A 25,510-nucleotide genomic window follows, 5' to 3' on the forward strand; every position below is an offset into this window, starting at 1 on the left:
GCAGCGCAAGGCAGAGAAGCAGTACCGCCAGGGCGGCTTTCGGGGATGCCGGCATTGTGCACCTCGGGCCGAAGCGGATGTGGCGTGAGCATCCGTTCTAGACCGCGGATTAGCAACCGCTAATCCGCTGCGCGACCCTTGAAGCCTTGAGCGACGACGTACCATTCGCTCGACGCCTTGCGGCTCGCTGGTGGCTTGGCGTGCTTCACGGTCGTGAAGTTGCGCTTCATCTCCGCCACCAGCGCGGTATCCGCGCCGCCCGCAAACACCTTGCCGACGAACGCCCCGCCGGGCGCGAGCACGTCGATCGCGAATGCCAGCGCCGCCTCGACGAGCCCCATCGTGCGCAAGGCGTCGGTCTGCGGATGCCCGACGGTGTTGGCCGCCATGTCCGACAGCACCAGATCGGGCGTGCCGCCGAGCCCCGCCATCAGCCGCTCGGGCGCGACATCGTCCATGAAATCGAGCTGGAGGATCGTCACCCCCTCGATCGGATCGACCGGGAGCAGATCGATTCCGACGATCGCCGCCTTGGGCACTTGGCGGCGGACGACCTGCGCCCAGCCGCCCGGTGCGAGCCCGAGATCGACGACGCGGCGCTTGCCCTTCAAGAAGCCGAACCGCTCGTCGAGCTCGGTCAGCTTGTACGCCGCGCGGCTGCGGAAGCCGTCGGCCTTGGCACGTTTCACATAGGGGTCGTTGAGCTGGCGTTCGAGCCAGCGCGTCGATTGCGCGGTGCGCTTGCGCGCGGTCTTGACGCGGACGCGCAGTCCGCCGCCGTCGTTGCTCATGCCGTACTTCCCATCAATCGCCGGAGAATGCCTTCGCGGATTCCGCGATCGGCGATGCCGAGCCGTTCGGCCGGCCATAAATCCATGATCGTCTCGAGGATCGCGCACCCCGCGACGACGAGATCGGCGCGCTCGGTGCCGATGCACGGCAATTGCGCGCGCTGGCGCAAGTCCATGCCGGCGAGATCGCGGCTGATCCGTCGCATCGCGGTGGCGGGCACGATCAGCCCGTCGACTTGCGCGCGGTCGTAATGCGTCAGCTCGAGATGGACGCTCGCAAGCGTCGTTACCGTGCCCGACGTGCCGAGCAGCCGCGGTACCGCAATTCCGCGCGGCAGCCGCGCGGCGAACGGCGCCATGCTCTCGGCGACGAGGCTGCGCATCTTGGCATAAGCCGCGGCGCGGCCCTCGGCGCCGCCATCCTGCCCCGGCGGACCGTGCCCGGCGCTCTCGGTCAGCGACACGACGCCCCATGGCGCGCTGTGCCAGTCGAGCACGCGCGGCGTCTCGGCGCGCGTGTCGACGAGCACCAATTCGGTCGATCCGCCGCCGATGTCGAACACCAAAGCCGGGTCCTCGCCCGGCTCGATCAGCGCATGGCATCCCAGGACCGCAAGCCGCGCCTCTTCCTCGGCGGTGATGATGTCGAGCAGGATCCCCGTCTCTGCATAAGCGCGCGCGATGAAATCGGCGCCGTTGCTCGCGCGGCGGCACGCCTCGGTCGCGACCGCGCGCGACAGGGTGACGTTGCGGCGGCGCAATTTGTCGGCGCAGATCTTCAGCGCGGCGATCGTCCGCTCGATCGCGGCATCGCTCAGCCGTCCCGATCCGGCGAGCCCTTCGCCGAGCCGGACGATTCGCGAAAAGGCATCGACCACCGCGAACCCGTCGCCCTGTGGCCGCGCGATGAGCAGGCGGCAATTGTTGGTGCCGAGGTCGAGTGCGGCAAAATGCCGCGGTTCGCGACCACGCGTCGCGCCGCCCCGCGCCGGGGGAGTCCTGGCGACCTGCGGCTTGGCGGGCGGCGGCCTGCCGGGGGGCTTTCCGTTGGACGGCGCCGAACGGGCAGGTTTCGCCTGCCGGTACGGCACATCCGGCGATCGATCCGCCATGCCGTGATACTCGCTTATTCTGTTCTGCCGTCGCGGCTCGCCGGATGGCGCGCCGTTCGGTGCTTGACGGCGATCCTAGCTCAAGCCCCGAGATGCGGCAAGCGATGCGCGGGCGAGTTCACGCGATCGGTTGACAGCCACCGCACACCCCCGTAGATCGCGGCCCGGCGTTGCCCCGTCGTCTAATGGTAAGACTGCGGTTTCTGATACCGCCTATTGAGGTTCGAATCCTCACGGGGCATCCAGCCACTGGCTCCTAAGAGCTTGATAAGACGCCATATTCTTGTGTCGTCGACCAAACCGATCCCACACTTACTACCACACTCCGTTGCGAACGGTGACGGTTGTTGGCGTTCAGTCGCGATCTTAGAACTGCGCGAGTCATCAATTTTTCGTTCAGTTGACGATACCGACTTTCGCTTATTCCCGATGCGGACATAATGCCGGCCACCGGAGAAGCTCATATGGTTCGTACTGATCTCATCAGGTTTTTGGCAGATCAATATCCCGATCTGTCGGCGCGCGACATCGAGAAAATCGTTTCCGCCTTCTTCGATACGATCACGAAGCGGCTGGCTGACGGCGGACGCGCCGAGATCCGCGGCTTCGGTTCGTTCTCAACCCGAACGCGCCAAGCTCGTACAGGTCGGAACCCGCGTACTGGAGAGTCCGTCGAATTGAGCGATCGGCGCGTTCCTTGGTTCAAGGCGGGGAAAGATTTGTGCGAGTTGATAAACGGCGGCGACCCGACCGTGCCTGGCAAAAAGGGTATGGCCGCGAACGCGGCAATCGAGACGCAGCCCGCGCCGAACTTCTCGACCGAGGACCGGGAGTAGGGGACGCGCAGGGCCCGAGCGGCACGCTCGATCGTGGGCACTAGTTCGAGCGAGTCAGGTTAGCGGATCGACCTGAAACTCATGCTACTAACGAGGTCGCGACACGGCGTGATGGTCGGCAGCTCTTTTTAGCAGAGGGGCAGGGCGGGCTCGTCCGATTTACCTCGAAGAGGACTCATTTGGTTGTTAACGCCTCGTCCCTAACCATGGACACCGCAATCAATGTGTGATTCAAATACGAACCTCCAATCTGGTGTACGACGGTGATCCTGCCTTCCAAGCTAACGCCAGATATGATCCATGAAGCGCTTTTTGAGGTGCGGTTCGAGCACGCGGAACTCGTGCAGCTCATCGTTGGTAGGCTTGCGTCCAAATTCCAAGCAGAAGGCTGGACCGCAGTGCGGCTGCCCGTCGCAGAAATCCCCGATCAAATCCGCGAAGCCGACACGGCGCTTCGTATCCTTGCGACCGTCGAACTCTGTTCCGGCGATCGCTCGGAAATCATTCGGATCGGTCCGCACGTGGTCTCGCACCACATCGTCGGTGGCTATATTGGGTGGGATCGCTTCCTGCCGAAGCTGCTGCAGACCGTTGCGAGCGTGCAAGAGGCGGTTTCTTCAGTGGCCCCGGTCCGCCTCGGACTGCGTTATATCAACGCACCCACGGCCGCACATAATGTGCATTCGGCGTGGGATCTCAATCTCAAGGTCGAGGTCGCGGGTAGCGAACCCAGCTCGGACATGCAGCTCGTTTACCGCGTCGTTGAGGGCGGCGATCTTGAGGGACTTGTTCGAATTGTAACCCCAAGTTTCGTCGAGGGCATCGTTATTCCTGGCGCCGTGGCCGTGATAGACATTGACATGTTCACGCCAGATTCTACGGCGCATGTTTCTATGGCTTCTGTCGGAACTTGGCTCGAGAAAGCTCACGCTGCAGAAAAGCGTACCTTTTTCGGTTTGCTGAGAGAGCAAACTGTAACCGCATTGAGGGAGAGCTGACATGTGGATGTCATCCGGAATGACGCTCGCCGGCGCACTTGCGTCTGGTTGCGCTATGCAAGTCGCGACACGGCCCGCGGTTGCCCCGATCCTTCTTTCGGACTCACTTCCCGCTGCCAGGGTCTTTCCCCGAAAGGCATTAGCTGAGGTGACTCGCGAGATTGACGGCGCGCTACGGCAGGCGCTCGCGCAATCGACGACGCTTGTGACCTTGCTCTGATATATCGATGCAGGCTCGCACGGCGTTTGACATAGCTACGGCTAATCCTTCGCCGAGCGCGGGCCGCTTTTACGGTGCGGTTAACGACGCGGCGGTCGGCGCGGGTATGCTGATCGATAATGTTGAGTATCCGGCTTACGTCGCCAGCGAAAGCCGGTTCGGGGTCCTGCGGGGTCTGGTCTTGGTGCTCACGCATGAATGCGATCTCGAGCAAGATAACTCCCGAGTGATGAATGACGCAGCGATTATATGCCCAGTTATCCCACTTGAAGCGTTTGTCGAAAATCTTGAGGGGGTCCTTGACGATAATGCGGCGGGTCAACTGCTGAGCCATGTCACGGCAAGAAACGTAAACAGGCTCGTCTATATTCCAGTGATAGCCGATTTTTTGCCGATGGGTGGTTATCTGTACTTGAACCTCCTGTCTCATACCCACCTTTCGAAGCTAATTGGCGACAATGTCACCCGAGTGTGTATGACGAGCCCTGAAGGACTTCGAGAGATTGACCTTGCATTAGAGCGACATCTTCGTCGGCCAAAGGACGATCGGATGCCATTCCAACCGTACGCACCGGCACCCGCGGTCTGACGAACCCACCTCCGAGGGGGGGACATGCATAAGCGAGATCGGATGGCACTAGAGCATTTCGCCATCAATTCACCCTGTGGAATGCCTAAGGGCGCTGCGATCCAAACCCGCACGAACTTTCTCGTTCGAGGATGGATTGTCCGCACCGAACGCCTGGTCGACTTCGGCCCTGAGCTTTATTCCATGACCGCCAAAGGATGGAGCGCACTTCAGGAAGTGCGAAGTGGCGGCTAACCGACCGCGCGGCATCGGGGGCATCAACTTACAAACATCGCCTCCACGATCGCCTGCATAAGCACCCCGCGCGGTACCGGCACGCTGACCGTCGTGTAACCGCGGTTCTGCGCCCTCCGCTGACCGTAAAGCCCAATCCACTGCCGCCCGTGCTGGCGCCACGCACGCTGCAGCGCTGGCACTGGCAGCAGCACGCATGTTGCGGCCGGCGCATATGCGTAGGCGATGAAGTCGCAGGCGAGAGGTTTTTGCACCCAGCCGGGCATCTGGCGCTTCTCGTCCGACCACCGCTCAAGCAGCACGTCGGGCCAATCCTGCGTGCGTATCTTCTCATCGACTGTAAAGGTGCGACCACAAGCCAGGGTTAGCAGGCGATCGATTCCCGCTCGTTGCGCCCAGCCGTCCTGCTCGATCGCGACGGCCGACATGAGCGTGGGGAAGGCGCGTCGGTATAGCGGTATCCACCAGTCCGGTCCGTAGCTCGCGGCCAGCGCGTGGCTGTCCTCGAAGCGGTGCACACGCTCAAAACCCGCCACCCGCTTGTGACGGGCGACGGGCTGGTGAAGCGGCAACCGAGTTTGCGCTGGCTGCCATGTGGCGGGACTACTCGTAAGCCTCCTCCTGTTCTCGGTCGTGTGGGTCTTCGTCGTCGTCGCGGAGATCCTCGAGATCGGGATCGCCGTCGATCTCGTCCATTCGGTCGATTATCAGCATGGTCAGCCGAGCGAGGGCTGATCGGGGCAGTGACGGGATTCGAGCGAGCAGCGTATTCGCGTGCCGCGGGTCGTTGGGACGTATCCACGGCCGGTGGCGTGTTCGGCTCAGTGACCCGCGCCGATGCCCCCATTTATGGACCGTGTGGACGGGATGGCCCATCACAGTACCTCACCGGCTTGCCGGCGTTCGATCGTCCAGCGCACAGCCTCGACGCGTTCCGGCTGGCCGACGATATGCGACATGACCGTGGTCAGCTCGTCGGCAGGGCAATCCTGCACCACGAACCAGAGCTTGCGGCCCGAAGCGAGAGCATAGCCACCGCCGATCGCCACCAATGCCGACAGCCACGCGGCGGGATCGAAGGCGGGTTGCATCTGCGTTCCCATGGTCAGCGGCCCCCCTTGTTCGGCATCCGGCCGAAGAACAGAGAGAACGACAATCCGAACCCTTCGAACGCGAGGCAGTGGCAAGGCCCCTCGCCTTTACCGTCCCAACGCTCGAGGCCGTGGCGATCGTATTGGTAGGAGATAGCCGGGGCCATTTCCTCCCAAAACGCGGCGAGCTGCGCGCCGATCTGGCGGACGGCGGCGGCGGTCACGACGGCATCGCCACGAATGCGAGGGCGAACAGTGCCCAAAGGCCGGGCGCCACCGTCAGGGACGCCGCAGCGCCCCCAAAGGTAAGACCGCTCCCTAGGAACGGGCGGGAGAGTAGCGCCTTCATGCTGCCCCTCCCCGCGCTAGGACGCGCTTAGCGTCGGAGAATATCATCAGAACCTCTTCGGGCGGGATTTCGCAATCTTCCGACCATACCGCCAGCGCGTTCAGTTTCTCGACGGTCGCGCGGAGGTCGGGGGCCGGCGTTGCCATCAAGTTGTCGTATGCACGCCCGGCTGCGCTGCAAGCCGCGTCGATCTCACTGTCGCTGCAACATGCGGTGTTAGAGAGGCGCCAGAAAGCCGCATTGGCGCGCTTGAACGCCTCGAGCCGTTCATTGAAGGTTGAGGCCTCCAAGGTCGGCGCGGCGTGAACCGAACTGGCAGCGAGCGCGGGGAGCGCGATAGCGGCACCGAGAACGGCCCGGCGCGTTGCGGTGGCGGGATGATTGTCCATCGCTCAACCCTCCATCGCTGCGAGGTGGCGCACGTCAGCCATGTAGGAGGCGAGCACGTCCGCACGCCAGGAATAGCTATCCTGCCCCTTGTCGGTCGTTTCGCCGAAGAGATATTCCGCCTTCCACAGCAAAGCCGCGTTGTCCGGCGCCGGGGTCTCCAGCAATTCAAAGATAGCCTCTGCGTACCGCTCGTCGGCCGCTTCCGCCGCGTCGCTATTGGCATCCTCGAAGGCCTCGGCGCTGGCCTTTGCCGCTTCCATCGCCGCGAAAGCCGCATCCCAAGCAGCGCCACCGTTCGCGAGGCGGGCGTCCTGCTTGTCGGTCGCGATGCGCTGCAGATCCTCGATCGCGCCCCAAAACATGCGGGTGTAGAGGCCCGCCACCGCAAGACCTTCGGCGAAGGCCGGGGGGCGATCATCGAACACGGCGAAGTCTGACCACAGCTCCCCGGCAGTGCCGAGGAACACGCGCCGCAGCTTCATTAGGGCGCCGGGGATCGTGCGCGCTGGTTCGGCATTAAGCGCGTGGTCGGCAACGTCCATCACCGCATAAAGCTTGGCGTCTTCCTCCCCGCTCATGGTGGCCTCGGGGTCATTCCGCATCACGCGGGCGGCGGCGCGATACCGTTCGAACGCCGCGACAAGAGCGGGGTTTTCGCCGGCCGTGCGGATCGCGTCCGGTGACGCGAGGCGCAGCACGTCGGTAATGATCGCCTCGCAGTCGCCGCCGTCTAGGTGCATCGCATCCGGATACTCGGCTTTAACAAGCGCGCACTTTTCGGCGAGCTGCGTGAGCGTCGTGACGGGGCACGCGGTGACAGCGCGAAGCGCCTTGCCCGCACGATCGACCAGTTTTTCCCACGTGGATTCTTGCGTTGCGTCGTTCCAATCGTTGGGGGAAGCGGCGTCACGCTCGGAAGCCGCAGAGCGATATGCTGAAACGACAGCATTCCAATCGACCGTCTTGGTCGGACGCACGGGTGCCGTTATGTTGTTCGTAGCCATTATTCGTCTCCCAAATAGACGGTGGTGGTCAGGTCGGATCGGGAGGGCTCAATCTCCCGGTTCGGCCAACTGGTATATTATCTACCAGTATTCGTGGGCGTGCGCAATAGCCCGTGGCCGTTCGCGCCGCGCGGATGCTATGACACCCTATGGCCATCACAATCAGTCAGTGTCGCGCAGCAAGGGCCATGCTCGGGTGGTCCGCGGCCGATCTGGCGAATGGCGCCGTGGTTGGTGTCATGACCGTGCACAGGTTTGAAGGTGGCGAAACTGTGCGGCAGAGTTCGATCGATAAGATTCGCCGCGCTTTCGAAGCTGCGGGAGTCGAGTTCATTCCAACGGGCGCCGCATCACAAGATGGAGGAGAAGGCCTACGTCTTCGCGGAGGCTGATCCGCCAGGCATACGCGCCCAGCGGACCTGCCCCGATCAACCCGCCAGCTTGGCCGGAAAGTTCGCCTCGATCTCGTCATCCACCAGCGACCAGTCGCAGTAGCGGCGGAAGAGAGCGTCGGCGTAACCGGCGTCACCATGTTCGCCCAGGGCCGCGATGAACCCCTCCAGCATGACCGTCGCGAACCCGGCCTGTTGGTCGGTCGGAGTGACCAGATGGGAGGCGTATCGCCGACATGCATCCTGCGCGGGCAGGTTCAGCTCCGGCGCGATGACGATGAACCGTCCTTCAGTGAAGTCGCCGCGCATAATCGACGCCTGGGCAAGGACATGCTCTCGCATGAACTGCTGCAGCGGCGGCTTGCGGAGCGCCGCGGCGGTGGGATCGATGTATAGGCCGGTGGCTGGCATCAGCTCGGCGTACCGCTCGCGCAGCTCCTTCTGCTGCTCCCATGCGCTCTCGCTGTATTTCAGCTCAATCGCCACAAAACCGATCTTGCCCGTGCCGCGGACATAGATGATCACAGCATCCCAGGCCGTACGGTCGCCGGTCAGATCCGGGACCCGCCGCCCTGGCGAATGCTCGAAGGCAACCGATTGGACGTCGGCGTCGCCCAGGTCGGGGCAGATGGCGCGAAGCACCTTCGTGGCGAGCGAGAGGTCGAGCCGGAGCGGGCCGAGCGCATTGAACACCAACGGGTGCGACGACAGCAGGTTGGTCCACAGGCGCTCTTCGTCGACCATCGCACCGGGCTCGCGGTAGGCATGTTCGCGCCAAGCGAGGCGAGCGATTTCGGGCGTCATGAAGTTGCGCCCGGACGCGCCGACGGTGCTGCTGATGCGTGAGCCGAGCTTGCGGCTGGTGCCATCGGCGGCGGCGTGCGTGCCGATCGGGATCTCATTTTCGGCACGCCACAGGGCCTGCAGTAGGCGCGCGGCGGCGCGGAAGCGGTTATCGAAGCTTTCGAGCACGCGGTGGCGCCGCAGCACCTCAGCCGGCACGAGCGGAAGATGGGTTCGTTTCAAAGTGTCTTTCCGTGCCCGACGGGATGACGGGCAGGGAGAATTCATCTGTGACGCGCGCCTGTTTACCGAGAAGTCGGATTTGATCGGTAATTCAGACGTTGCCAGCTGATCCTGAGCTGAGAAGGAGCGCCCGCGTTGGCCGATTGGATTACCCCTACCCTGGAAGATGACCCAGAAGGTGACGAAGCCTTTGGGGCGGCATTGGTGTGGCAACGGCCACATACATTCGTTCACAAACGGCGGAGGCGTTGGGGCGCTGGGAAGCAGATTTCGCGCCCGGGGACAGCCCGAGACATTACCGTCGCAGAATTTGAATCGGTCTATTCGGCGGCAGATTTTGCACTGGCCTCCGGATTGTCACTCGATATGCACGTCACGATACACTTCGGGCTCATGGGGTTTCATGATCCAGTCGACGTTCAATTTCAGCTTGATCGGTTCATCAAATGTTACGGCGCCTATGCCCGGGGGAAGTTTCCGGCAGCATGGATCTACTCGATTGAAATGGGACAACGCGACGGTGTCTTAAGTTACCATGCACATGTGGCTTTGCATGTGCCGGGCAAAACCCGCGACGACGATAAAGACCCGCCCCGCCGCGATTTTAGACGGTGGGCAACTGGGTACACTGCTCGCCAGATTGGAAGGCATGTGCCACGAGCGATCGCAGCTAAAGGGGGTCTGGCTGCCAGCCCTCGCGCGCACTGGTTGGTTGTCACATATCTGCTGAAAGGGTGCGATCAGTTTGCTCTAGTGCAGTCGCGACGGTCGTCGCCGGACGGTCTCGACCTGCAACTGCGCGATCTCATGCCTTGGCCTTATGGAGATCCTGGCCCTGTGGCGACTAGGCGACGGGTTCGAGCCTCGCACAACCTCGGACCCCAACGACGGTTATTTGGTGCTCCCGACGGTCTTGAGCACATCTTGCCGCAAAGGTTTAACGCGCTTTTGATCGACGTGGACGGAACGAGACCAGCGATCACCGATGAGGAACTCGCGGCCAACGGCACCGTGCCTGTGCCTACACCGTTTCGATCGAAGTTCGAGGACGGTGTGCGGGATGTGCGGGAGCTTTATTCCCACGATTTCTACACATTCATGACCCGCCGTGAGCCATATCCGCAACAGTCTGCACCCGCCGGCGAAAGCGACTGCCTTACCTGCCAGCTCCGTGCGATGACAGACGCCCAGGATCGCGAGGACAGAAAGTGGAGCACTTCTCGTGGCTTGCTGGGCTACGGAGTTGACTGAAGGTGCTATAGACCGAACCCAAAATCCCTGCGTTATGATGCTCGATCGGCTCAGGTATCGTTCGATATGCTCAAGGCAATGTACGCCGGGTCGGCGGGATCGTAGGTGGTGTGCCCATCGTCGCTTAGCCAGTCTTCCAAGTCCACCCGCTTGATCCAATGTCGCCCGCCTGCGACATAGGCGTCGATAAAACCCGCATCCACTAGGGCATGCACGCCTGCCCGATAGAGTGGCGGCAGTAGCGACACCAGCAGATCGAACGGTGGCGGAGCAACGCCGGCCTCGTGATCAACGCACGCCATCGGGTGCGGGGGCGGCATGGAGAAATCGACTTGCTTGAACAATGGTTCTCTCCCGAGCGGCAGGGGAAGGCAGGGTTTGTATAGGGGTAGGTAAAGGCATTAAGGTAAGGGGTGTAAGCAGTAAGGTGTTGATATAAATAGGCGTTTAGACACGCGCTCGACATCCGCATCGACACCCAACTCCCCCAGCGTTTAGTCGATTGCCGGAAGCTCTCGGCGGAGCGCATTCTCGAGGGTCGTTTTCAGACCGGCTAAGCCGCGCACCGGTTCGCGTCGGCAGTTGTCGAAATTGATCGTTCCCGTGGATGGGTAGAAAGAGAGTGAGCCGATTTTCAGCTGGATTGCTGACGCCCGATAAACGGGGATGCGCGATTTGATCAGCCACGTGATTGCCGCAGTCATTTCGCGGGGATCACCTTCTTCAGAAAGCTGATTTGCGGGCTGGAACCGAGCAGTGCGCAGCTCCAGCAGGGGCGGACGGCCGGTCACAAACGGTTTGCCGTGATTTTATTGGGCTCCTGCGCCGGCTGCTGTAGCCGATCAAGCCATGCTTCGGCATCGACGCGCCGGATCAGGGTTCGGCGGCCGAGCTTGAAGCACTTCAGCGCCCCGGAGTTAAACTCCTCATAGATCCGGGTGCGACCTAGGCGCGCCCATCGGCTGAAGTCTTGAACCGTCATAACGGCGGGTTGGAAATGGTCGGGCAATGTCGTCTCCTGTGGCTGGAGCGGCATATGCGTGGTGGCGGCTCTCCCCATGCAGGGCGGCGCGGCGGCGATCAAATCCAACTGCCCCAGAGATCAAATCGGTACGCGAATGTCACCAAGCGCGGGACTAGCCGCGCCGCGCGGCTTGGAGCCTTCCGACCCTAAGTGAGAGGTGTTTGTACATCTTGTGGCCGCGGCGTATGACAGCGGCGCCTATCCCACCGCCCGCGCTTGAGAAATTGCGCTCACAGGACATCAATCGCGTCGATGCAGGAATTCAACTTTTACATCGACGACTCGGGGACGCGGAACCCAGATCGAAAGCCTGGCCCTTCTCACTTTGGCGGAGATTGGTTCGCGCTGGGCGGGATTCTCGTGGCAAGCGAAGACGAGGCTTCAATTCGCCAGCGGTACGCTGATTTCTGCCAGCGCTGGGAAATCACCTACCCATTGCACTCGGTCCGTATTCGACATCGAAGCGAGAATTTCGCTTGGATTGGGCAGCTCGAGAAGGCGGACCAGCATCGATTCTACGGCGATCTGGAAGACTTGCTTGTCGGATCGCCTATTATAGCACTGGCCTGCGTCATCCATCGGCCGGGTTATAATGCCCGATATACGCCAATTTACGGAACCGAGCGCTGGTCTCTCTGCAAGACGGCGTTTCCTATTATTGCCGAACGGGCGGCTAAGTTTGCCGTCGCGCACGATCGCAGGGTCAGGCTTTATGTCGAGCGCTCCGACAAGGCTTCCGAGAAGTTGCTCAAGGGGTACTTCGACGAGATGCGGATGGAGGGAATGCCCTTCGCCGCCGGCGGCAATCCGAAGTACCGTCCGTTAGACGGAGCCGTCATGAAGTCGAAGCTCTATGACCTGAAATTCAAGCGTAAGACATCGCCGATGGTCCAGCTTGCCGACCTAATGCTGTACCCTCTTTGCAAGGGAGCCTACGATGGCTCCTACCGTCCGTACGCCGCTTTGCGCGACGCGGGGAAGCTTATCGAAGCTCATTTGCCGGAGGACCAGCGGTCGGTTGGTGGCATCAAATACAGCTGTTTCGACGGGTTCACGACCCATACGCAATAGGGCCGCACCTTTCGATGCGGCCCTATGCAGCCTCCTACGGAGACCTCGTGGGCTAGGCCCGTTGGAAGATATGCTGTTCCACCGCATTTTTGTCAAATGTCGCTTGACTTTCGCCGAACCGGAGCAATCGACATTACGGTCATAGGTACGTTAGGAAGCTCAATAGGGGGCTAGTGGACCTTTGTGGGGGTCGATGGGGTAAAAATAATTTTTGCGCGCCCTGCGCCATCCTGAGCCGCCGCATGGGGGTATTCCGAGCGTGAGGGTGGGAAACTCCCTGCAAAACGTCGTAAATGGTGGGTGACCGATGGAGGACGGCTCCGCAAGGCAGGCAGCTTGGTCAGTTGTCCTGGAACCACGGCCTTGGTGGCGTATTAATTTGAGAGAACGGCAGGCCGTAGTCGCGCGGGGTCCAACCATCGATGCGCTTGGCCGGCTGAGTGAACAGGCGGTAATCGCTACCCCGTAAAGCATCAGGCTCCGGGTCGAGAAGCGCTCGGTTGCCCCGTATCTCGCGAATAACTGCATATCCTTGCGAGCCGCGGCCTGACCAGAAAAAGACTCGGTCGCCGACGGCATAAGGCACTTTGCGGGCGTTCATGGTGCCGTCTCCGTTGCGCTGACAAAGCGATGTTCGAAGAGAATTCATTCCAGACCGAAAGTTCTATACGCCCAGACGCCCAAGCCTACGGCTCGAGCGTCTTCAGCCAGGCAGGTCCTAGTTGCGCGAGCAACTCGGGATGTTTGCGACCATTATCCACCATCTCGAACGCCGCTTGGACAGCTTCGTCAAGCGGCTTGCCGGCGGGGTAGCGAAGGCCGGGCGCAAGCGCCGAAACCATTTCCGCAGTTTCATCTAAGGTAATCTCGGGGTGCCGCGAAAGGAACCAGATTTGGTAGACCAACATCGACCAGGTCCTGGTCTTATAAATATGAACGTAATCGAGCACCCCTCCGAACAAAGTCCAAGTGGTCGACTCAGGCGTAAAATCTGTGATTACACCTTCAGGATCGCGATCCGCATGCTTAAAATAGTTGTAGTGCTCCTTAAGTATATTGCGCCAATATCTTAGAAACTCGGGCTTAATTCGGTCCTCCAGCTGGCCGCTAAAAGTGTCCACACCTCGGGCTTTGGCGACACCTCGCAACATCTCCACCGCTGACCAAGCCAGCACATTAGCGGACACCGCATCGCCGATGCCCAGAACAAGGTCAATTGCCGTGGTGAGCTGGCGTCGAGCGGCATCCTGCCGTGTCACTATTTCTTGAGGGAACTCGTTGCCATGCTTCCTCGAATGGATAGGCTTAGCACCCGCAGTTTCGCGTTCTTCCAAGGCTACACCCTCCGCCGCGCGGAAAACTCCCTCGCCGCAAGGCATATGGGTATCTGCACGGCCGAGTGATACCCTTCGCCGCGGAACGAATGAAGTGGAGCGAGGACTTGATCATCGAGGGCTCGGCCGTAGCGTTCACCATCGACTACCAGGGACCATCCGAATAGTCTCGCTTGCCGACGCAACGGCGGAAGTTTTTTGGGGGAGCTGATGGCGAAGGCTGAGTGGTCATGCGACGAGTGCGGAGACATCTATCCCGCCGATCAATTTGCCAAGGTCACGATCCGGGAGGTGTCGAGCACAAGCAGCTCGACCAGAGTCTATCGGGGCACGAAAGGCGGCTTAGGTGTCGGTGGGGGCAGCAGCACGCGTTATCGCCACGTGAAAATGAAGCTCTGCTACGCAAACTGCTATCCCGCATACCTTGAAATGCTTCGGCGCCAGCGCGCTCGGGCAATCAGGACCGGAATCGCTACGATCGCGATCATCTGCGCTGTGATCTATTTTGTTTTGAGGTTGCCTACGCCTGCGCCTCTGGCAGCAGGCAACGAAACCGCAGCCATTGATTCGAACGGGGCGGAAGCTCTGCCGCTACGGTCCAGCGAAGACGCGTTCAACAGCGCCGAACCGACCCAAGGCGACGCCGACCTGGATACGCGGCCTATGGCGGAGACGCCTCAGAAAGAAGTCGAAGGAGGCCGAGCTCCCATCGCAGAAGAGCCGCGGACGACACCTTCTCCGAGTGAGGATGACCGTCGACCAGCCTCGGGGTCGAACAACATTGGCGGCGCGATCGCTATTGCACGGATCGACGCGCTCGAAGCGGGAAAAGCGATAGCTTGGCGCGCGGATGGGGAACGAGGCTTCGCGGTCGTCAGCTCGCCCACGACGACCGGAGATCGGACATGCCGCAATGTTTACATAACGAATGACTCGGCTGCACGGTCTGCGACGGAGGCTTGGTGTCGGGCCGGCGACGGCGAATGGGAGCGCCAGCCGGGTTGATCACCGGTCGCCTTATTTTCCGCCAAGCTCGCCTCCGGCCGGGTGACCGTAACGCAAACCTTGCGCGAGGCGCCCTAAGTGGCAAGAGCACCGCATGCGCATTCTGATCGCTCTAGCCGTCCTTGTCTCCGCATTCCCCGGGCCCGCATCCGCCTGGGGTTACAAGGGCCATCAAGTCGTCGCCGACATCGCGCGCGCGGAACTGACGCCCGCTGTTCGCGCAAAGGTCGACGCAATCCTGGCAGGCGATACCGACCCACTCACCGGCCACGACATGGCGGCCGAGGCGACATGGGCGGACGCGTTCCGCTCGCACGGTCATCGTGAGACGGCGCAATGGCACTTCGTCGACACCGAGTTAGATCATCCCGATGTCGATGCTGCGTGCTTCGGCCATCCCACCGCCAATAGCCCCGCAAGCGCAGGGCCGGAGCGGGATTGCGTAATAGACAAGGTGCGCGAGTTCGAAAGCGAACTGGGGGCGCTGGGCACGAGCCCAGGCGAACGGCTACTTTCGTTGAAGTTCCTGCTCCACTTCGCCGGAGATTTGCACCAGCCCCTGCACGCATCCGACAATCACGACCGCGGCGGCAACTGCGTCCTGCTGTCGCTCGGTGGTGTTCGTACCCAGAACCTACATGCGTATTGGGACACGACTGTGGTCGAAGCGCTCGGGTCCGATCCTGCGGCAATCGCGATGATGCTGCGCGGCAGGATCACACCTGCGCAGCGAGCGCTGTGGCAGGCAGCCGACGCGCAAGCGTGGGCGCAGGAAGCGTTCATTGTGGCGCGCTCGGTCGTTTACACGATCGGGTCACCGCCCGGATGCGATAGCGGCGCGCCCGTTGCGCTCCCTGACGGCTACGACACCAGGGCACAAGCTGCTGCCGCGCTTCAACTCGAGCGGGCCGGCGTCCGGCTCGGCGAGATGCTGAACCTTGCGCTGGCGCGGGTGCAGATCTCGACCACGGGCATTATCCCCGCGGTGACCGCACCCGTCGCCGGGGCATCGGATCGCGCCGCCGAGAGCGGCCGCACTCCGGCATCGCTGGAATGTTCAGCAGAAGCCGATCAGCGCGGACTCCACGGGAAAGAACGCCAGCGGTTTCGACGCAAATGCATCAGGCTGGCAAGATAGAAGCTCAGCCTGGACGCGCGCCGGGCGTTCCACACTTCACAAACCGACCGTGCGCTTCTCGACAACGAACCGGCTTTGCGCGCTTGGGCGGGCACTTCATGAACTTGCCGTGGCCGTCGCGGCAGGGTGCAGCCAGAGCGGGCGTCGCGAGCATTGAGACGGCGGCGAGCGCAAGGGTCAGGCGGAGCATCAGCGGTCCTTTCGATTCGGATTCAGTATCATCCGCTCGGCTGCCGCAGTTGGTCAAGCAGCGCTGCGATCGTTTGCAACCGGGCAATTCCATCTTCGTCACCTTGATGCGCTAGCGCCCCAATGCGATCCGCTATCCAGCGCGGCGCATCGGCGCCATGCGTCTTTTCAATGAGAAGCGCCTCGGCCCAGCGTTCGTGCTGCGGCGTCACCAAGTCTTGATCTCGGCGACAATCCCGCACGCGAGACCGACAGCAAGCAGGGCGCCGATCAGGATCGCTTCTGCCCGAGCTAGCGCGATCCTCCATCCCGGCTGAGGAGGCATTAGGTTGGCCCAGAGGTTCGGCATCGCTCAGGTTGGGCGTTGGGTCAGTAGAACTGCGCGACGCCCTGGTGACGCGAGCATGTACCGGACCGGTGTGCCGAGAAGCTCATCGTTCCGTCGCGGCATTTCGCGGTCGCACCGTTCGGACCTGCGGGATTGGTGTTCTGGCCGGCAACAGGCGCCCGAACCGCTGGGGCCGTCGGCGCGGGGCGTGCGGCCGGTGCGGCGACCGGGGCCGACTGAGGCGCTTGAGCTGGCACGACCGAGGCGACGGCTCCCTTGCATGCCGTCTTGTTCGCATTTCCAGCCTTCGAGCAGTCATAGTGTCGAGCGGCAGGCGCAGCCATTGGCGCGGCTGGTGCAGCTTTCGCCACTACCGGGGGCGGTGTCGCACCCTTGCAAGCGGCCTTCGTGGCGTTGCCCGCCTTGGAACAATCATAGTGGCGCGCGGACGTCGCTACGGGCGCCATCGGCATCGCTGCAGGCTTGGCAGCGGGAGCAGCGACCGCGCCTTTGCAGACAGTCTTGTTGGCGTTGCCGGCCTTCGTGCAGTCGTAATGCCGGGCGGCCTGCGCGTGGGCTGGCGCGGCGGTGAGTGCGAGGGGGGCCACAAGGCCTGCGACGGCCAAAAGAATGCGCTTCACATCAATCTCCCCGGTTATCGATCGTAGTCTGCCTTGATAAGCCTGACGGTGCAATCACGCTTCTCGCTATGCATTCTCGGCCCGAATGTCCTTCAACTTACGGATCACCTCGGTCCAAACAACCTTCTGCCCTGTGTCGTCCTCTGCCTCGGCAACGCGAAGACGCTCCGCCGCTTCCTCCTCGGCCTGATCCCCATGGGTGCCGATCAGAATCGTAGCGAGCGACCAGAATTCCCAAGGTGCTACCGTCATGATTTGCTGCCGCACTGCACGCTGCGATACCTTAAAGCCAACGGCCGACCCCGCCGTGGTGCGAGCACGTTCCGCGGTGATTTTCACTGAAACTCCAGCTACCGTCGCCGCACTTTGCCGTCGCGCCACTTGGCGCACTAGAGGATTGGACAGGGCGGTGCACGCTGTGCCCGCTGACGTTGGTGTAATAATCGTGACCACCGCCCCCGCGATAGGAGCCGTAGGTGTGGTGGGTCCGATGCGTATAGTGTCGCGCGTCGGCAATGCCCGCCGTGAGCGACAGGACCATCATTCCTGTTGCGATAAAGTTCAGTAGTTTTGGCATGATCCCTCCGACCATTGTGACGGACGCCAGTTGCCTTGGGCGCAGGTCAACCCGCGCCCAAGCCGGCTCTTACTTAGGGTCTTCGTCCCCCGGCTTCGTGCCAGCTTCACCGGTGTGAGGATTGACGTTACCGATCCTGGAGTAGTTGTCATTCCGGGTTGCGTTCGGGTTGGTTGAGTAGTGACCCTGCACGTAGGTGCCAGTCTTCGTCGTATGCCCCGTCGTCCAATGCTCGCCGGTGCTTCCAGTTGAGCGCACGGAAGTGGAATGGCTCGAATGTCCTCCGCCGTGTCCCGGGCCACCCTTAGCCTGCGCTGAAGCCGACAAAGCCGCGACGAGAATAATAGCTACGATTCGTTTCATGATCTTCCCCTGTTCAGCGGTCGAGTCGCCGCGTGGCCGAAGTTCACGCTGATTCAGCAACTTGGTCAACTACTAAGAGGCGGGAAACCGGACTGCCCTCGCACCTTAAAAACGGACATTAATCCCGTGCGGATAATTGAAACGCGCCACCGGGTCCGCCTCGGTCCCCCGCGCTAAGATGACTGTGTCAGCCGGGTGCATGTCCTGTTGCGCCCACCCGTCCCAAACTGTGTGGATGAAGTCGACCTTGCAGCAGATCTTCACGGCGGAATTGTACTCGTTGCCGCGGAAACCTACGAAGTGGAGGGCGGGGGCCTTCCGTTCTACCGATGGCTAAACCCAAAGTCGCGGTGGTGTCCGGGACGGTTGCCTAACCCACTGAATGCTCCAATAAACATGCCATGCCGGGTGTGATCGTGCGGCGGCCGTTCGATCCGATCGCGGACGGGTGGGCCGCGATGCCCGCTAACCACGCCAGGCATTCCAGCCAAAAGTATTGCGAGCGTCGCCTCCACCGCGATCAGTTTCATGTTCCCCCTCCGCGCGACCCGTTCGCCGCACTTCGATAATGCGGCTAGCAGGTTATCCGGTCAATCGGGTTGGGCGACGGGCATCACCGGCATTCGCCCATATGATAGCGGACCCAATATTTGTTCCATCGAACGGCGGCACGGTCGCATCGCTCCACGACGCCCCCTCTGAATAGGGGAGCTTGCAGGATGGTTGATCAAGCGAGGCACCCGGGTACATACGAACCGCCCCTGACACTAGTGAAGGCCGCGTTATGTATTTTTTCGCAATGCTTATCGCAGCCCAAACGCCCGGCGACGCCAACGCTTGGAAATTGGTTGTGCAATGGGGTGAAGGAGTAGCCGTTACTGGCTATTCGACAGAAAGCCGATGCCAACTGGCCGTTCGCGCGATCAACGCCGAAAGCGCACGACGGATCGCGGATGCGCGACGTAACAATCCACCCCCTGCAATCATCACAAGCTATAATGTTCCTCAGGCCTTCTGCATCCCGGGCTAGGCTGGCGCTGAAGAACAAATCGGCTACAACCGCTTCATGACCGCACTCGAGATCGCGGGCGCTTGCGCCTTAAAGGCTGTGATTGTTGGGCTATGGCCAAGGAGAAGGGCGGCTTCGTCAATTCGACGCGCCGCCCGAGGCAACCCATCCCCCGCCGGCAGCGCCGAGCGGAGCCCCAAAGCGAGTGTTGTTAGCCCGGATGTAATCCTTGTAGAGCTGAGACGCGTTCGCGAGGTCGGCAAGCGTAGCCGCTGATGCTGCTGGGTCAGGGTTGAGCAACAACTCAGCGATGCGGCTTGCCTTCTGCGTGGCGCCTTCGCCCAAGCCCATGGCGATGCGGTCTCGCAAGCCCGCACCAGCCACACGCGCGGCGGTGCCGGGAATCGACGCACCGTGTGTTGCCACGGCGGCGCCAGCGTGCAGCGCGCCCTCTACGATCGGATTAGCAAAGTCCTGGTCGGCGATAACGCGCCCTGCGGTCTGCGATCCGCCAAGGACAGCCGTGTTGGTGCGGGCAAGCTGCCCCTCCAGATCGCGCTGGCGCAGAAGGTCGGCGATGCTTGGCATATCCGGGTGGAGTGCTGCCAATCGCTGTTCTGCGGCCGGCGTGCCTAGCGTCGCATCGAATGGGTTTGTCGAATACCGGACTGCGTTAGCCTTGCTCATCAACGCGTCTCTATACCCAAGCTGCATCTGAGCAAGATGCTCGGGCGTCTGCCCAGCGACCTGCATACCAAGCTCGTCCGGGTTCAGCGAAAACGCGTCCTGCCCGCGCGCCATCGCGTCGCGGGCCTGAACCGGTCCAGCATATGCGCCGCGCGCATCAGCGTAAGCCGGGTTCAGTCGATCGACTTCCCCGAGGAATTGGTTCTTGACCTGATTCTGGGCACGGCCAGCCTCGTCCAACACAAGGCGTCCTGTGATTGGGTTACGATGCTGCTCGAGCACGTCATCCATGCCGCGCTTTACATAGTCGAGCGTCTGCGTGGTATAGTTGGGCACGCTGGCTGCCGCGGAAGGATCGGGAGCGCCCGCTAGACCACCTTCTGCGCGGCGCAGCGCTTCCCGCGCCATGACGACGCGCTGCTGTGCTTGGCCCATGTCGCCGGCACCGTTGCGTGCCATGCGATAGGCGTTCTGCGCGTCATCCAGTTCCGCACGCGCTGCCAAATGGTCAGCGATCTGCTGGTTCGGCTGTGGGTTGAGGATCGTGTTGCCCTCGGCATCTTGGAAAAAGCCAAGTTCGCTGGGCGCGCGCCGTTCATTGGCCGCGATCGTCTGCGCTCGGCCAAGCGCTTGCCGCCCGAACGGTGTGTTGAGCGTGGCGCCAAGTTCCGGCGTGCTGGGCACAGGGTTGGCGTAAGCAGCATCGTATAGCGGCCCCGCTGCGGCACGCGCCTGCGCAGTCATATCCGCGCTGATTTGCGGGATATTGCCGATAGGCCCAAGGTCCCGCTCTACGGCGTTCCCGAACCGGTCAATCTGGCCTCGAGCGCGCGGCAATAGCGCGCCTTCCGCGGTGGCCGCAGCGTCAGGCGAGCGGCGCACCGCGGCACCCGACAGCGAGGTCAGCGCCGGGTGCGTGTCAGCGAGCGCCAGCGGCACCCCCAGGCGCTGCGCCTCGGCTAGCTGAGCTGCGATGCCATCGACACCGGCATTGCCCGCCTTTTTCATAATCAGCGCCTCGGCAACGGACGGCTTGGGCGGCGCGACCGTTGGCACGACTTCCGGAAGGTTGAGCGCGCGCCGGCCTGCGTTGCCGACTTCGTTTGCTGCCCCGGTGACGGCCTTTCCTGCGCTGGTACGAGCAAGCGCCGCCGCGACAGGCGAGACGACGTTGCGGCCGATCGTGCCACCGCCAGCGCCCGCAATCGAGCCAAACAAAGCGCCCGCAACTCGATTGTCGGGGCTGCTACCGGCGCCTGCGTATGCGCCGCCCACTAGATCCGAGGTAACAGGCTTTGCGAGCAAGGCCGCGACCCTCGAGCCGCCGACGCCGCGCGCCGCCAAGCCAGCAAGGCCAGCCTCTGCGCCCGCGAAAGCCGGAAGGGTGCCGATAAGCTGCCCCAAGCCCTTGGCGATCGGGTGGACTTCGCCCGCAGCGTACGCGGCAAGCTCAGACTGCCCCGGCTTGCCAGAGAGGTAATCGGCCGCTTCGCCCATCTTGCCGAACGTCAGCGAGTTCAAGCCGTCGTATGCTCCGATCGCGCCGGAGCCCAAGGTGCTAAGCCCGATCTCGTTGCCAGCACGGGTGTTTGTCCCCTGCTCAACGTAGTGCATCGCATCGCCGTAACTGCCCTTGTAGCTCGGGTTGTTCCGGTGATGCTCCTGCGCCAGCGTTACGGATTTCTGGTCCACGCCAGGATAGCCCAGCGGCTGCAAAACGCTGTTGATTTCCGCGGCCGACTTGCCCGCGCGGACCATGCCGTCGATCTGCTGCGCAACCTTCCGGTCTGACTGGTTGAGAAACTGCGCATTGGTCGCAACCATGCTGCCCTCTTCTCGAGGCGCTTGCGGCGAGCCGCCGCCATTGTCGCGCCACGGGTGCGAGGGGTCATTGCCGCCCGGCTTGCCGCCAGTTGCGAGCGCCACGAAAGCGGGGTCAACGTCCTTCGGGATCGGCCCTTCGCTTCCGTCCTCTTGCAGTCGCATCATATGCAGCAACTGCGCCGCCTGCTCCTGCGAAAGCGCGTTGGGGATATGCGTGCCCATCGTCCGCATGAAGCCCTGGTCTGCGTCACGGTACTTCTGGTAATTCTGGATAGCGCCGATGCGCAGCGCTGCCCGCTGGGCATCGATCGGCATATCTGCGGAGATAGCCCGCTCAGCGTCTTGGCGATCCGCCAGCGCGCTACCGCCACCGGCCGAGCCGACATTGCCCACGATGCTCTTGACCTGTTCGCCCGAATAGACGCGGTTTGCCTGGTCGAATGCCGCCCCAGCCGGGCCACCCTTGTTGACGAAATAGTTATGGAGCGCGGCACCGCCCCAGCGGCCATAGAGGCCACCGGGATTGTTGAGACGCTCGATTGCGGCCTCTTCCTCGCGCGAGTGATCGATATTGGCCGCGAGCGACGTGAGATAGCCGCCCGTCGATTTCATATCCGCAAGCTGCTTGGTCGCGGCGGCTCGAGCTGGGAACGTGGCCGCGCTAAAGTTAGGATCTACGTTGATCGCCATTTGCAGATACGGCAGCATTTTGGGCGACGTGACAGACCGAGCGCCTACGGGGAGGTTGCCCAATAGCATCGCTTGCACGATCGGGCGCGCGGCCGGGGGCAGATCCTCAAGCCGCATTTTGCCCGTTGGCTTCATCGTTGACGCCGCAGCGTCCGCCGCGGCTTCCGCATTGGCGCGCTCGATCGCGTCCGCCTGAGCGTTCTTGATACGCGCGTCAGCCGCCTGGATAGTCGGCGCGCTCCTAGCGTCCGCTTCGGCCTTCGTCGCGTTCGCCGCCGCCGTGCGCTTGTCGTAAGGCGTGCGGGCGTTGTCGGCGCGCGCGTTGTCGAGCCGTTCCTTCTCGATCTGCGCGGCATAGGGATCGGCCTGCCCGATCGTGAAGCTACCCCTTGGGCCTGCGGCTTGCGTGCGATACTTGTCCCAAGGGCCGGCCATTATCGTGTTCCATTCTTGCCGAAGAGGGGCACGCGCCCATAGCCGGGCAGCGTGACGTGAACGTGATTGCCTTCGTCTAGGAAGCGGGCAGGCGTCCCAGCATAGTAGCGCTCGAGGTCGTGAAGGCTCGCGCCGGCGTAATCGACCGCATCGCCATCCAAATGGTGGCTATGCGGAGCGCCGCCGACCGCCGCGTTCCCCGCTACGGTCCTGCGCCCGCTGGTGACAGTGCCGGGGGCTTTCATCGGGTCAGGCCAGCTAGCGAAAGGTGGCGGTCCCGCTGGGGGCCGCACCTCCCGGCGCCACGGCTTGCCAGTTGCTTGCGTCCGCAGGATCTCCACCTAGGAATCGGTGGCCGTCCTCCACAGTGCCGACCGGTGGTGCCACCGCCGCGGCGCCGGGTGCGCCCATGCCGCTCGCCGACAACGGACCATTAGGACCGACCGGGATAATCGTTTTGGTGTGATCGGGATTGTCCGCAGTGATCCAATTGATCTTAGGCGTCGGGTCCTGATAGACGATAGCGGGCTTGCCATCGGCCCCGACCATGCCGAGCGATCCGTTATTGGTTTCCCAATAGTGCGGCGCGGTGGCTTTCGGGTGGCCAAAGTCAAAGACCTTCCCGCCCAGCTCGGCGAGGTCCTTATTGCCGGTGGCATAGGCGGCGCTGATCGCGGCGTTGCCGCCCGTTCCGTCTAGCAGGGCCTGAGCAACCGCCGACTGTTGCGCCTGCTGCGCCACGGCTTCCTTTTTGTTTGCCCGCGTGTCGATCGCCCCACGCACGTTGTCCACGATGCGGCCGAGGCCCTGCCATACGGACGAAACCGGGGAATAGTCGGGCTGCGAGAGCTGCGCAGCCTGCTGCTGCCGTAGGAGCAACTGCGCCGGTGTCAGCTTTGCGCCTCCCTGCCCCCAAACGAACGGTGTAGGAGCGGCTGCGGGCTGCGCCGGTGCCGGTGGCATCCCGGCGAGCTGGTCTTGCCCCATGTACCCTGTAAAATCGCCCTGGAGGCCGGGATTGATGCGGCCGAAGAAAGAACCCATCCCTGCCATCACTTCGATTCCCGCTTTTCGAGAGGGCCAGCCAGCCCGATCATTCCCCCAGGCGTCGGCAAGGGGGTTCGGAACAATTCGGCCGAAGGGTGTTGCGCGAGCAATTCCGCCACCGTCTTAATGGACGGCGCGGAGGCAAGTGGGGACCGGTTCGGCTCCATCTGTTTTCCCCTGGAGAGAGTAATTCTTAGCCATGGCGACCACCTCGACGGGGATAGATGCCATAATCCCCTTTGCTGTCTCGACCGCCTCCGCATTACCCGCAGCGCCAAGGCGCTCGTAAAGGCTCAGCGCTTCTGCAACGCACTCCCAACCGATTGAGAACCGGCCCCGATCGCGGAACCGAAGCCCGACGTTGAACAAGAGCATTGCCAGCGTGTTAGCGTCCGTCGCATCGCCATGCGCGGCACACAGCCGAGCCATAAGCAGCCCGCCAGCGTCCCTAAGATCGGAATCGGGGCCTTCCCGTTCCGGCGCGTAAAGGTTGGCGGACCAATCATCGCGGATATAGCGTTGCGCGCTCAGGTCGCCGGTAGCTGAACCGAGCAAGGCCAGCGAGGCCACAAGCCCTACGCCGGCATTGGCATCGAATGGCGGCACCTCGAGGCCGTCAACGCCGTCGATCGTGGTGCCAGCGTGCGCGCCGGCCATCTCAGTTGCTGCCATGGGAAAGCTCGCGCCGAAGCGCGCCGCGCATCAATTCCGACAGGCTCATCCCTTCCCGATCGGCTTTCGCGCGGGCTGCCGTGAGCAACCTGACATTCGCCCGGAACTGGATGGGAACGTTTTGAACAGAGGCACGCATTTCGCCTACTTCCTAGCTTTCGAAGGAAGCGTTCGGCATGGATGCAGGCTGCGAGATAACTTCAGCGCTCACAAGACTGACCACAATAACGCTCCAACTGGTGGAGCGCGTGAAGCCGAAGTCAGCCGCGCTGTATCGGGACTATCATAACACACTTATATCTGGGACCAAGTGCTAATTACATTTGTCGGACGATGTGTTGCTATGCGCCGAGCGGTACGACGGCATCGGTGTATGCCCAAAGCGTAGAGCTGTCGGCCACCGTCTTGATAAAGATGTATTCAATCTGAACTGGTTGCATCGTCGAGGTCAGAGGTGGCCGCCTTGAGGTCGTCCTTGGCTGAACCAACATCGTCACTCGCCGATTTCACGTCGCCGACGACGTCTTTCCAGTTTTCGCTATCCAGTCGCGCCGTCTGGGATTGCAGATCATCACTTGCGCTCTCCACCGCATCCGCATGAGATTTCACTTCCTCAGCTGCCTCTGTAGTCGTTTCGATTTTCTGCTGCAGCTCGCTGATCTGATCCCTTAGTTCCTGATTTTCGCGCTCGAGAACGGTGACGCGGGACTCGCCGCATCCGGCCAAACACAGAGCCAGCATTCCCAAGACAAGACGATGACCCGACCGCATGAACCGCCCCCTAATTTTGCATCCGATGCAGCTGGTCTTGGCAAAATTCAACGACTTCGGCGCGCCGGCTGGTCGGGGCGAACAGGCCCATGTTCAGGCCAGCTGGGAAGAGTACGTGCCGCACGGCATTGTCCTTGTCGAATTTCGTTACCCGTTCATCTCGTCAAACAACGCTCTGGCAAATGCAGATCGCACCGTATCGGATCGGCGATGGTCGTCTAGCGATACGATGTGATCGGTTGGATTGTCCTCAAGGCCCTTCAGATAGGCGCTGAGTTCCTTGACAGTACCGCAGGCCGCGGCCGCATTCCTGATTGTCTGCATTGCATCAGCAGGAATGCCGGGCGGCCTGGTTACGATGGTTTCGCCTCGCCGCTTCTGCTCGAGCTTCGCGATACGATTTTCGATAGCTGACATCATCA

General features: G+C 62.2%; 32 protein-coding genes and 1 tRNA gene. 9 read left to right on the forward strand and 24 right to left on the reverse strand.

The window, feature by feature from the left end:
• Positions 1–119: 119 nt before the first annotated feature.
• Together ACP7C5_RS16960 and ACP7C5_RS16965 are read right to left on the reverse strand one after the other, a co-directional pair.
• A complete protein-coding gene (locus ACP7C5_RS16960; protein WP_133191036.1) occupies positions 120–791 on the reverse strand; it encodes an RlmE family RNA methyltransferase in 672 nt (223 codons plus the stop codon).
• Positions 788–1,903 (reverse strand): Ppx/GppA phosphatase family protein, encoded by a 1,116-nt coding sequence (locus ACP7C5_RS16965; RefSeq protein WP_189676590.1) that lies wholly within the window; start codon positions 1,901–1,903, stop codon positions 788–790. Before ACP7C5_RS16965 ends, ACP7C5_RS16960 begins: the two co-directional genes overlap by 4 nt.
• A 171-nt stretch (positions 1,904–2,074) precedes the next feature.
• Between ACP7C5_RS16965 and ACP7C5_RS16970 the strand changes: the two genes are divergently transcribed.
• The 4 genes from ACP7C5_RS16970 to ACP7C5_RS16985 all read left to right on the forward strand — a co-directional run bounded on the left by ACP7C5_RS16970 (position 2,075) and on the right by ACP7C5_RS16985 (position 4,546).
• Positions 2,075–2,148, forward strand: a tRNA-Gln gene (locus tag ACP7C5_RS16970).
• A gap of 219 nt (positions 2,149–2,367) precedes the next feature.
• Positions 2,368–2,739 (forward strand): HU family DNA-binding protein, encoded by a 372-nt coding sequence (locus ACP7C5_RS16975; RefSeq protein WP_426265131.1) that lies wholly within the window; start codon positions 2,368–2,370, stop codon positions 2,737–2,739.
• 263 nt (positions 2,740–3,002) lie between these two features.
• Positions 3,003–3,737, forward strand: a complete 735-nt coding sequence (locus ACP7C5_RS16980; protein WP_426265132.1) for a TIGR04255 family protein — start codon at positions 3,003–3,005, stop codon at positions 3,735–3,737.
• A 326-nt stretch (positions 3,738–4,063) separates the two neighbouring features.
• The gene (locus ACP7C5_RS16985; RefSeq protein ID WP_426265133.1) at positions 4,064–4,546 is read left to right on the forward strand and encodes a hypothetical protein; all 483 of its coding nucleotides are present in this window, start codon (positions 4,064–4,066) and stop codon (positions 4,544–4,546) included.
• A 257-nt stretch (positions 4,547–4,803) separates the two neighbouring features.
• Here ACP7C5_RS16985 and ACP7C5_RS16990 read toward each other — a convergent pair whose 3' ends face one another.
• Positions 4,804–5,352: a hypothetical protein gene (locus ACP7C5_RS16990; RefSeq protein ID WP_426265134.1), complete on the reverse strand. Its 549-nt coding sequence runs from the start codon at positions 5,350–5,352 to the stop codon at positions 4,804–4,806.
• Positions 5,353–5,374: 22 nt separating this feature from the next.
• Here ACP7C5_RS16990 and ACP7C5_RS16995 point away from each other — a divergent pair, with 22 nt between their 5' ends.
• The gene (locus tag ACP7C5_RS16995; RefSeq protein WP_426265135.1) at positions 5,375–5,515 is read left to right on the forward strand and encodes a hypothetical protein; all 141 of its coding nucleotides are present in this window, start codon (positions 5,375–5,377) and stop codon (positions 5,513–5,515) included.
• A 140-nt stretch (positions 5,516–5,655) separates the two neighbouring features.
• Here ACP7C5_RS16995 and ACP7C5_RS17000 read toward each other — a convergent pair whose 3' ends face one another.
• The 5 genes from ACP7C5_RS17000 to ACP7C5_RS17020 form a co-directional block, all read right to left on the reverse strand.
• Positions 5,656–5,871 carry a hypothetical protein gene (locus tag ACP7C5_RS17000; RefSeq protein ID WP_426265136.1) on the reverse strand — a complete coding sequence of 72 codons (216 nt, stop codon included), beginning with the start codon at positions 5,869–5,871 and terminating at the stop codon, positions 5,656–5,658.
• Between the two features lie 14 nt (positions 5,872–5,885).
• Positions 5,886–6,095: a hypothetical protein gene (locus ACP7C5_RS17005; RefSeq protein WP_426265137.1), complete on the reverse strand. Its 210-nt coding sequence runs from the start codon at positions 6,093–6,095 to the stop codon at positions 5,886–5,888.
• Between the two features lie 121 nt (positions 6,096–6,216).
• Positions 6,217–6,609 carry a hypothetical protein gene (locus ACP7C5_RS17010; RefSeq protein WP_426265138.1) on the reverse strand — a complete coding sequence of 131 codons (393 nt, stop codon included), beginning with the start codon at positions 6,607–6,609 and terminating at the stop codon, positions 6,217–6,219.
• Between the two features lie 3 nt (positions 6,610–6,612).
• Complete coding sequence (locus tag ACP7C5_RS17015; protein ID WP_426265139.1) at positions 6,613–7,614, reverse strand: hypothetical protein; 1,002 nt, start codon at positions 7,612–7,614, stop codon at positions 6,613–6,615.
• A 428-nt stretch (positions 7,615–8,042) separates the two neighbouring features.
• Positions 8,043–9,032, reverse strand: coding sequence for a PGN_0703 family putative restriction endonuclease (locus tag ACP7C5_RS17020; RefSeq protein ID WP_426265140.1), 990 nt, complete (start codon positions 9,030–9,032; stop codon positions 8,043–8,045).
• A gap of 135 nt (positions 9,033–9,167) precedes the next feature.
• Here ACP7C5_RS17020 and ACP7C5_RS17025 point away from each other — a divergent pair, with 135 nt between their 5' ends.
• Positions 9,168–10,283 (forward strand): hypothetical protein, encoded by a 1,116-nt coding sequence (locus ACP7C5_RS17025; protein WP_426265141.1) that lies wholly within the window; start codon positions 9,168–9,170, stop codon positions 10,281–10,283.
• Between the two features lie 50 nt (positions 10,284–10,333).
• Here the strand turns inward: ACP7C5_RS17025 and ACP7C5_RS17030 are convergent, their stop codons facing one another.
• The 3 genes from ACP7C5_RS17030 to ACP7C5_RS17040 all read right to left on the reverse strand — a co-directional run bounded on the left by ACP7C5_RS17030 (position 10,334) and on the right by ACP7C5_RS17040 (position 11,292).
• Entirely contained in the window at positions 10,334–10,627 is a 294-nt protein-coding gene (locus ACP7C5_RS17030) for a hypothetical protein (protein WP_426265142.1), read from the reverse strand.
• A 150-nt stretch (positions 10,628–10,777) separates the two neighbouring features.
• Positions 10,778–11,074: a hypothetical protein gene (locus ACP7C5_RS17035; protein WP_426265143.1), complete on the reverse strand. Its 297-nt coding sequence runs from the start codon at positions 11,072–11,074 to the stop codon at positions 10,778–10,780.
• Positions 11,071–11,292: a helix-turn-helix domain-containing protein gene (locus ACP7C5_RS17040; RefSeq protein ID WP_426265144.1), complete on the reverse strand. Its 222-nt coding sequence runs from the start codon at positions 11,290–11,292 to the stop codon at positions 11,071–11,073. Before ACP7C5_RS17040 ends, ACP7C5_RS17035 begins: the two co-directional genes overlap by 4 nt.
• Positions 11,293–11,559: 267 nt before the next feature.
• Here ACP7C5_RS17040 and ACP7C5_RS17045 point away from each other — a divergent pair, with 267 nt between their 5' ends.
• The gene (locus ACP7C5_RS17045; protein ID WP_426265145.1) at positions 11,560–12,378 is read left to right on the forward strand and encodes a DUF3800 domain-containing protein; all 819 of its coding nucleotides are present in this window, start codon (positions 11,560–11,562) and stop codon (positions 12,376–12,378) included.
• Positions 12,379–12,718: 340 nt separating this feature from the next.
• Here the strand turns inward: ACP7C5_RS17045 and ACP7C5_RS17050 are convergent, their stop codons facing one another.
• Positions 12,719–12,979, reverse strand: coding sequence for a hypothetical protein (locus tag ACP7C5_RS17050; RefSeq protein ID WP_426265146.1), 261 nt, complete (start codon positions 12,977–12,979; stop codon positions 12,719–12,721).
• Positions 12,980–13,064: 85 nt separating this feature from the next.
• On the reverse strand, positions 13,065–13,712 hold the full coding sequence (locus ACP7C5_RS17055) for a hypothetical protein (protein ID WP_426265147.1): 648 nt from the start codon (positions 13,710–13,712) through the stop codon (positions 13,065–13,067).
• 210 nt (positions 13,713–13,922) lie between these two features.
• On the opposite strand from ACP7C5_RS17055, the gene ACP7C5_RS17060 reads away from it, so the two are divergent.
• Both ACP7C5_RS17060 and ACP7C5_RS17065 read left to right on the forward strand, forming a co-directional pair.
• A complete protein-coding gene (locus tag ACP7C5_RS17060; protein WP_426265148.1) occupies positions 13,923–14,717 on the forward strand; it encodes a hypothetical protein in 795 nt (264 codons plus the stop codon).
• Between the two features lie 94 nt (positions 14,718–14,811).
• Entirely contained in the window at positions 14,812–15,855 is a 1,044-nt protein-coding gene (locus ACP7C5_RS17065) for a S1/P1 nuclease (protein WP_426265149.1), read from the forward strand.
• Between the two features lie 218 nt (positions 15,856–16,073).
• Here ACP7C5_RS17065 and ACP7C5_RS17070 read toward each other — a convergent pair whose 3' ends face one another.
• The 11 genes from ACP7C5_RS17070 to ACP7C5_RS17120 all read right to left on the reverse strand — a co-directional run bounded on the left by ACP7C5_RS17070 (position 16,074) and on the right by ACP7C5_RS17120 (position 25,505).
• The gene (locus ACP7C5_RS17070) at positions 16,074–16,256 is read right to left on the reverse strand and encodes a DUF6961 family protein (protein ID WP_426265218.1); all 183 of its coding nucleotides are present in this window, start codon (positions 16,254–16,256) and stop codon (positions 16,074–16,076) included.
• A 157-nt stretch (positions 16,257–16,413) separates the two neighbouring features.
• Positions 16,414–16,845, reverse strand: coding sequence for a DUF3761 domain-containing protein (locus ACP7C5_RS17075; RefSeq protein ID WP_426265219.1), 432 nt, complete (start codon positions 16,843–16,845; stop codon positions 16,414–16,416).
• A gap of 234 nt (positions 16,846–17,079) precedes the next feature.
• Positions 17,080–17,352 carry a hypothetical protein gene (locus tag ACP7C5_RS17080; protein ID WP_426265223.1) on the reverse strand — a complete coding sequence of 91 codons (273 nt, stop codon included), beginning with the start codon at positions 17,350–17,352 and terminating at the stop codon, positions 17,080–17,082.
• Positions 17,297–17,605 (reverse strand): DUF3761 domain-containing protein, encoded by a 309-nt coding sequence (locus ACP7C5_RS17085; protein ID WP_426265150.1) that lies wholly within the window; start codon positions 17,603–17,605, stop codon positions 17,297–17,299. The genes ACP7C5_RS17080 and ACP7C5_RS17085 overlap by 56 nt, the downstream gene beginning before the upstream one ends.
• 1,495 nt (positions 17,606–19,100) lie before the next feature.
• Entirely contained in the window at positions 19,101–22,598 is a 3,498-nt protein-coding gene (locus tag ACP7C5_RS17090) for a hypothetical protein (RefSeq protein ID WP_426265151.1), read from the reverse strand.
• A complete protein-coding gene (locus ACP7C5_RS17095; RefSeq protein ID WP_426265152.1) occupies positions 22,598–22,843 on the reverse strand; it encodes a D-Ala-D-Ala carboxypeptidase family metallohydrolase in 246 nt (81 codons plus the stop codon). The genes ACP7C5_RS17090 and ACP7C5_RS17095 overlap by 1 nt, the downstream gene beginning before the upstream one ends.
• 13 nt (positions 22,844–22,856) lie before the next feature.
• Positions 22,857–23,642: a hypothetical protein gene (locus tag ACP7C5_RS17100; RefSeq protein WP_426265153.1), complete on the reverse strand. Its 786-nt coding sequence runs from the start codon at positions 23,640–23,642 to the stop codon at positions 22,857–22,859.
• Between the two features lie 126 nt (positions 23,643–23,768).
• Positions 23,769–24,317: a hypothetical protein gene (locus ACP7C5_RS17105; protein WP_426265154.1), complete on the reverse strand. Its 549-nt coding sequence runs from the start codon at positions 24,315–24,317 to the stop codon at positions 23,769–23,771.
• Positions 24,304–24,456, reverse strand: coding sequence for a hypothetical protein (locus ACP7C5_RS17110; protein WP_426265155.1), 153 nt, complete (start codon positions 24,454–24,456; stop codon positions 24,304–24,306). The genes ACP7C5_RS17105 and ACP7C5_RS17110 overlap by 14 nt, the downstream gene beginning before the upstream one ends.
• A 281-nt stretch (positions 24,457–24,737) precedes the next feature.
• Entirely contained in the window at positions 24,738–25,088 is a 351-nt protein-coding gene (locus ACP7C5_RS17115) for a hypothetical protein (protein ID WP_426265156.1), read from the reverse strand.
• A 147-nt stretch (positions 25,089–25,235) separates the two neighbouring features.
• On the reverse strand, positions 25,236–25,505 hold the full coding sequence (locus ACP7C5_RS17120; RefSeq protein ID WP_426265157.1) for a hypothetical protein: 270 nt from the start codon (positions 25,503–25,505) through the stop codon (positions 25,236–25,238).
• Positions 25,506–25,510 lie beyond the last annotated feature (5 nt).

The sequence above is a fragment of the Sphingomonas sp. PWP1-2 genome (assembly GCF_049898305.1).
Lineage (GTDB): Bacteria > Pseudomonadota > Alphaproteobacteria > Sphingomonadales > Sphingomonadaceae > Sphingomonas > Sphingomonas glacialis.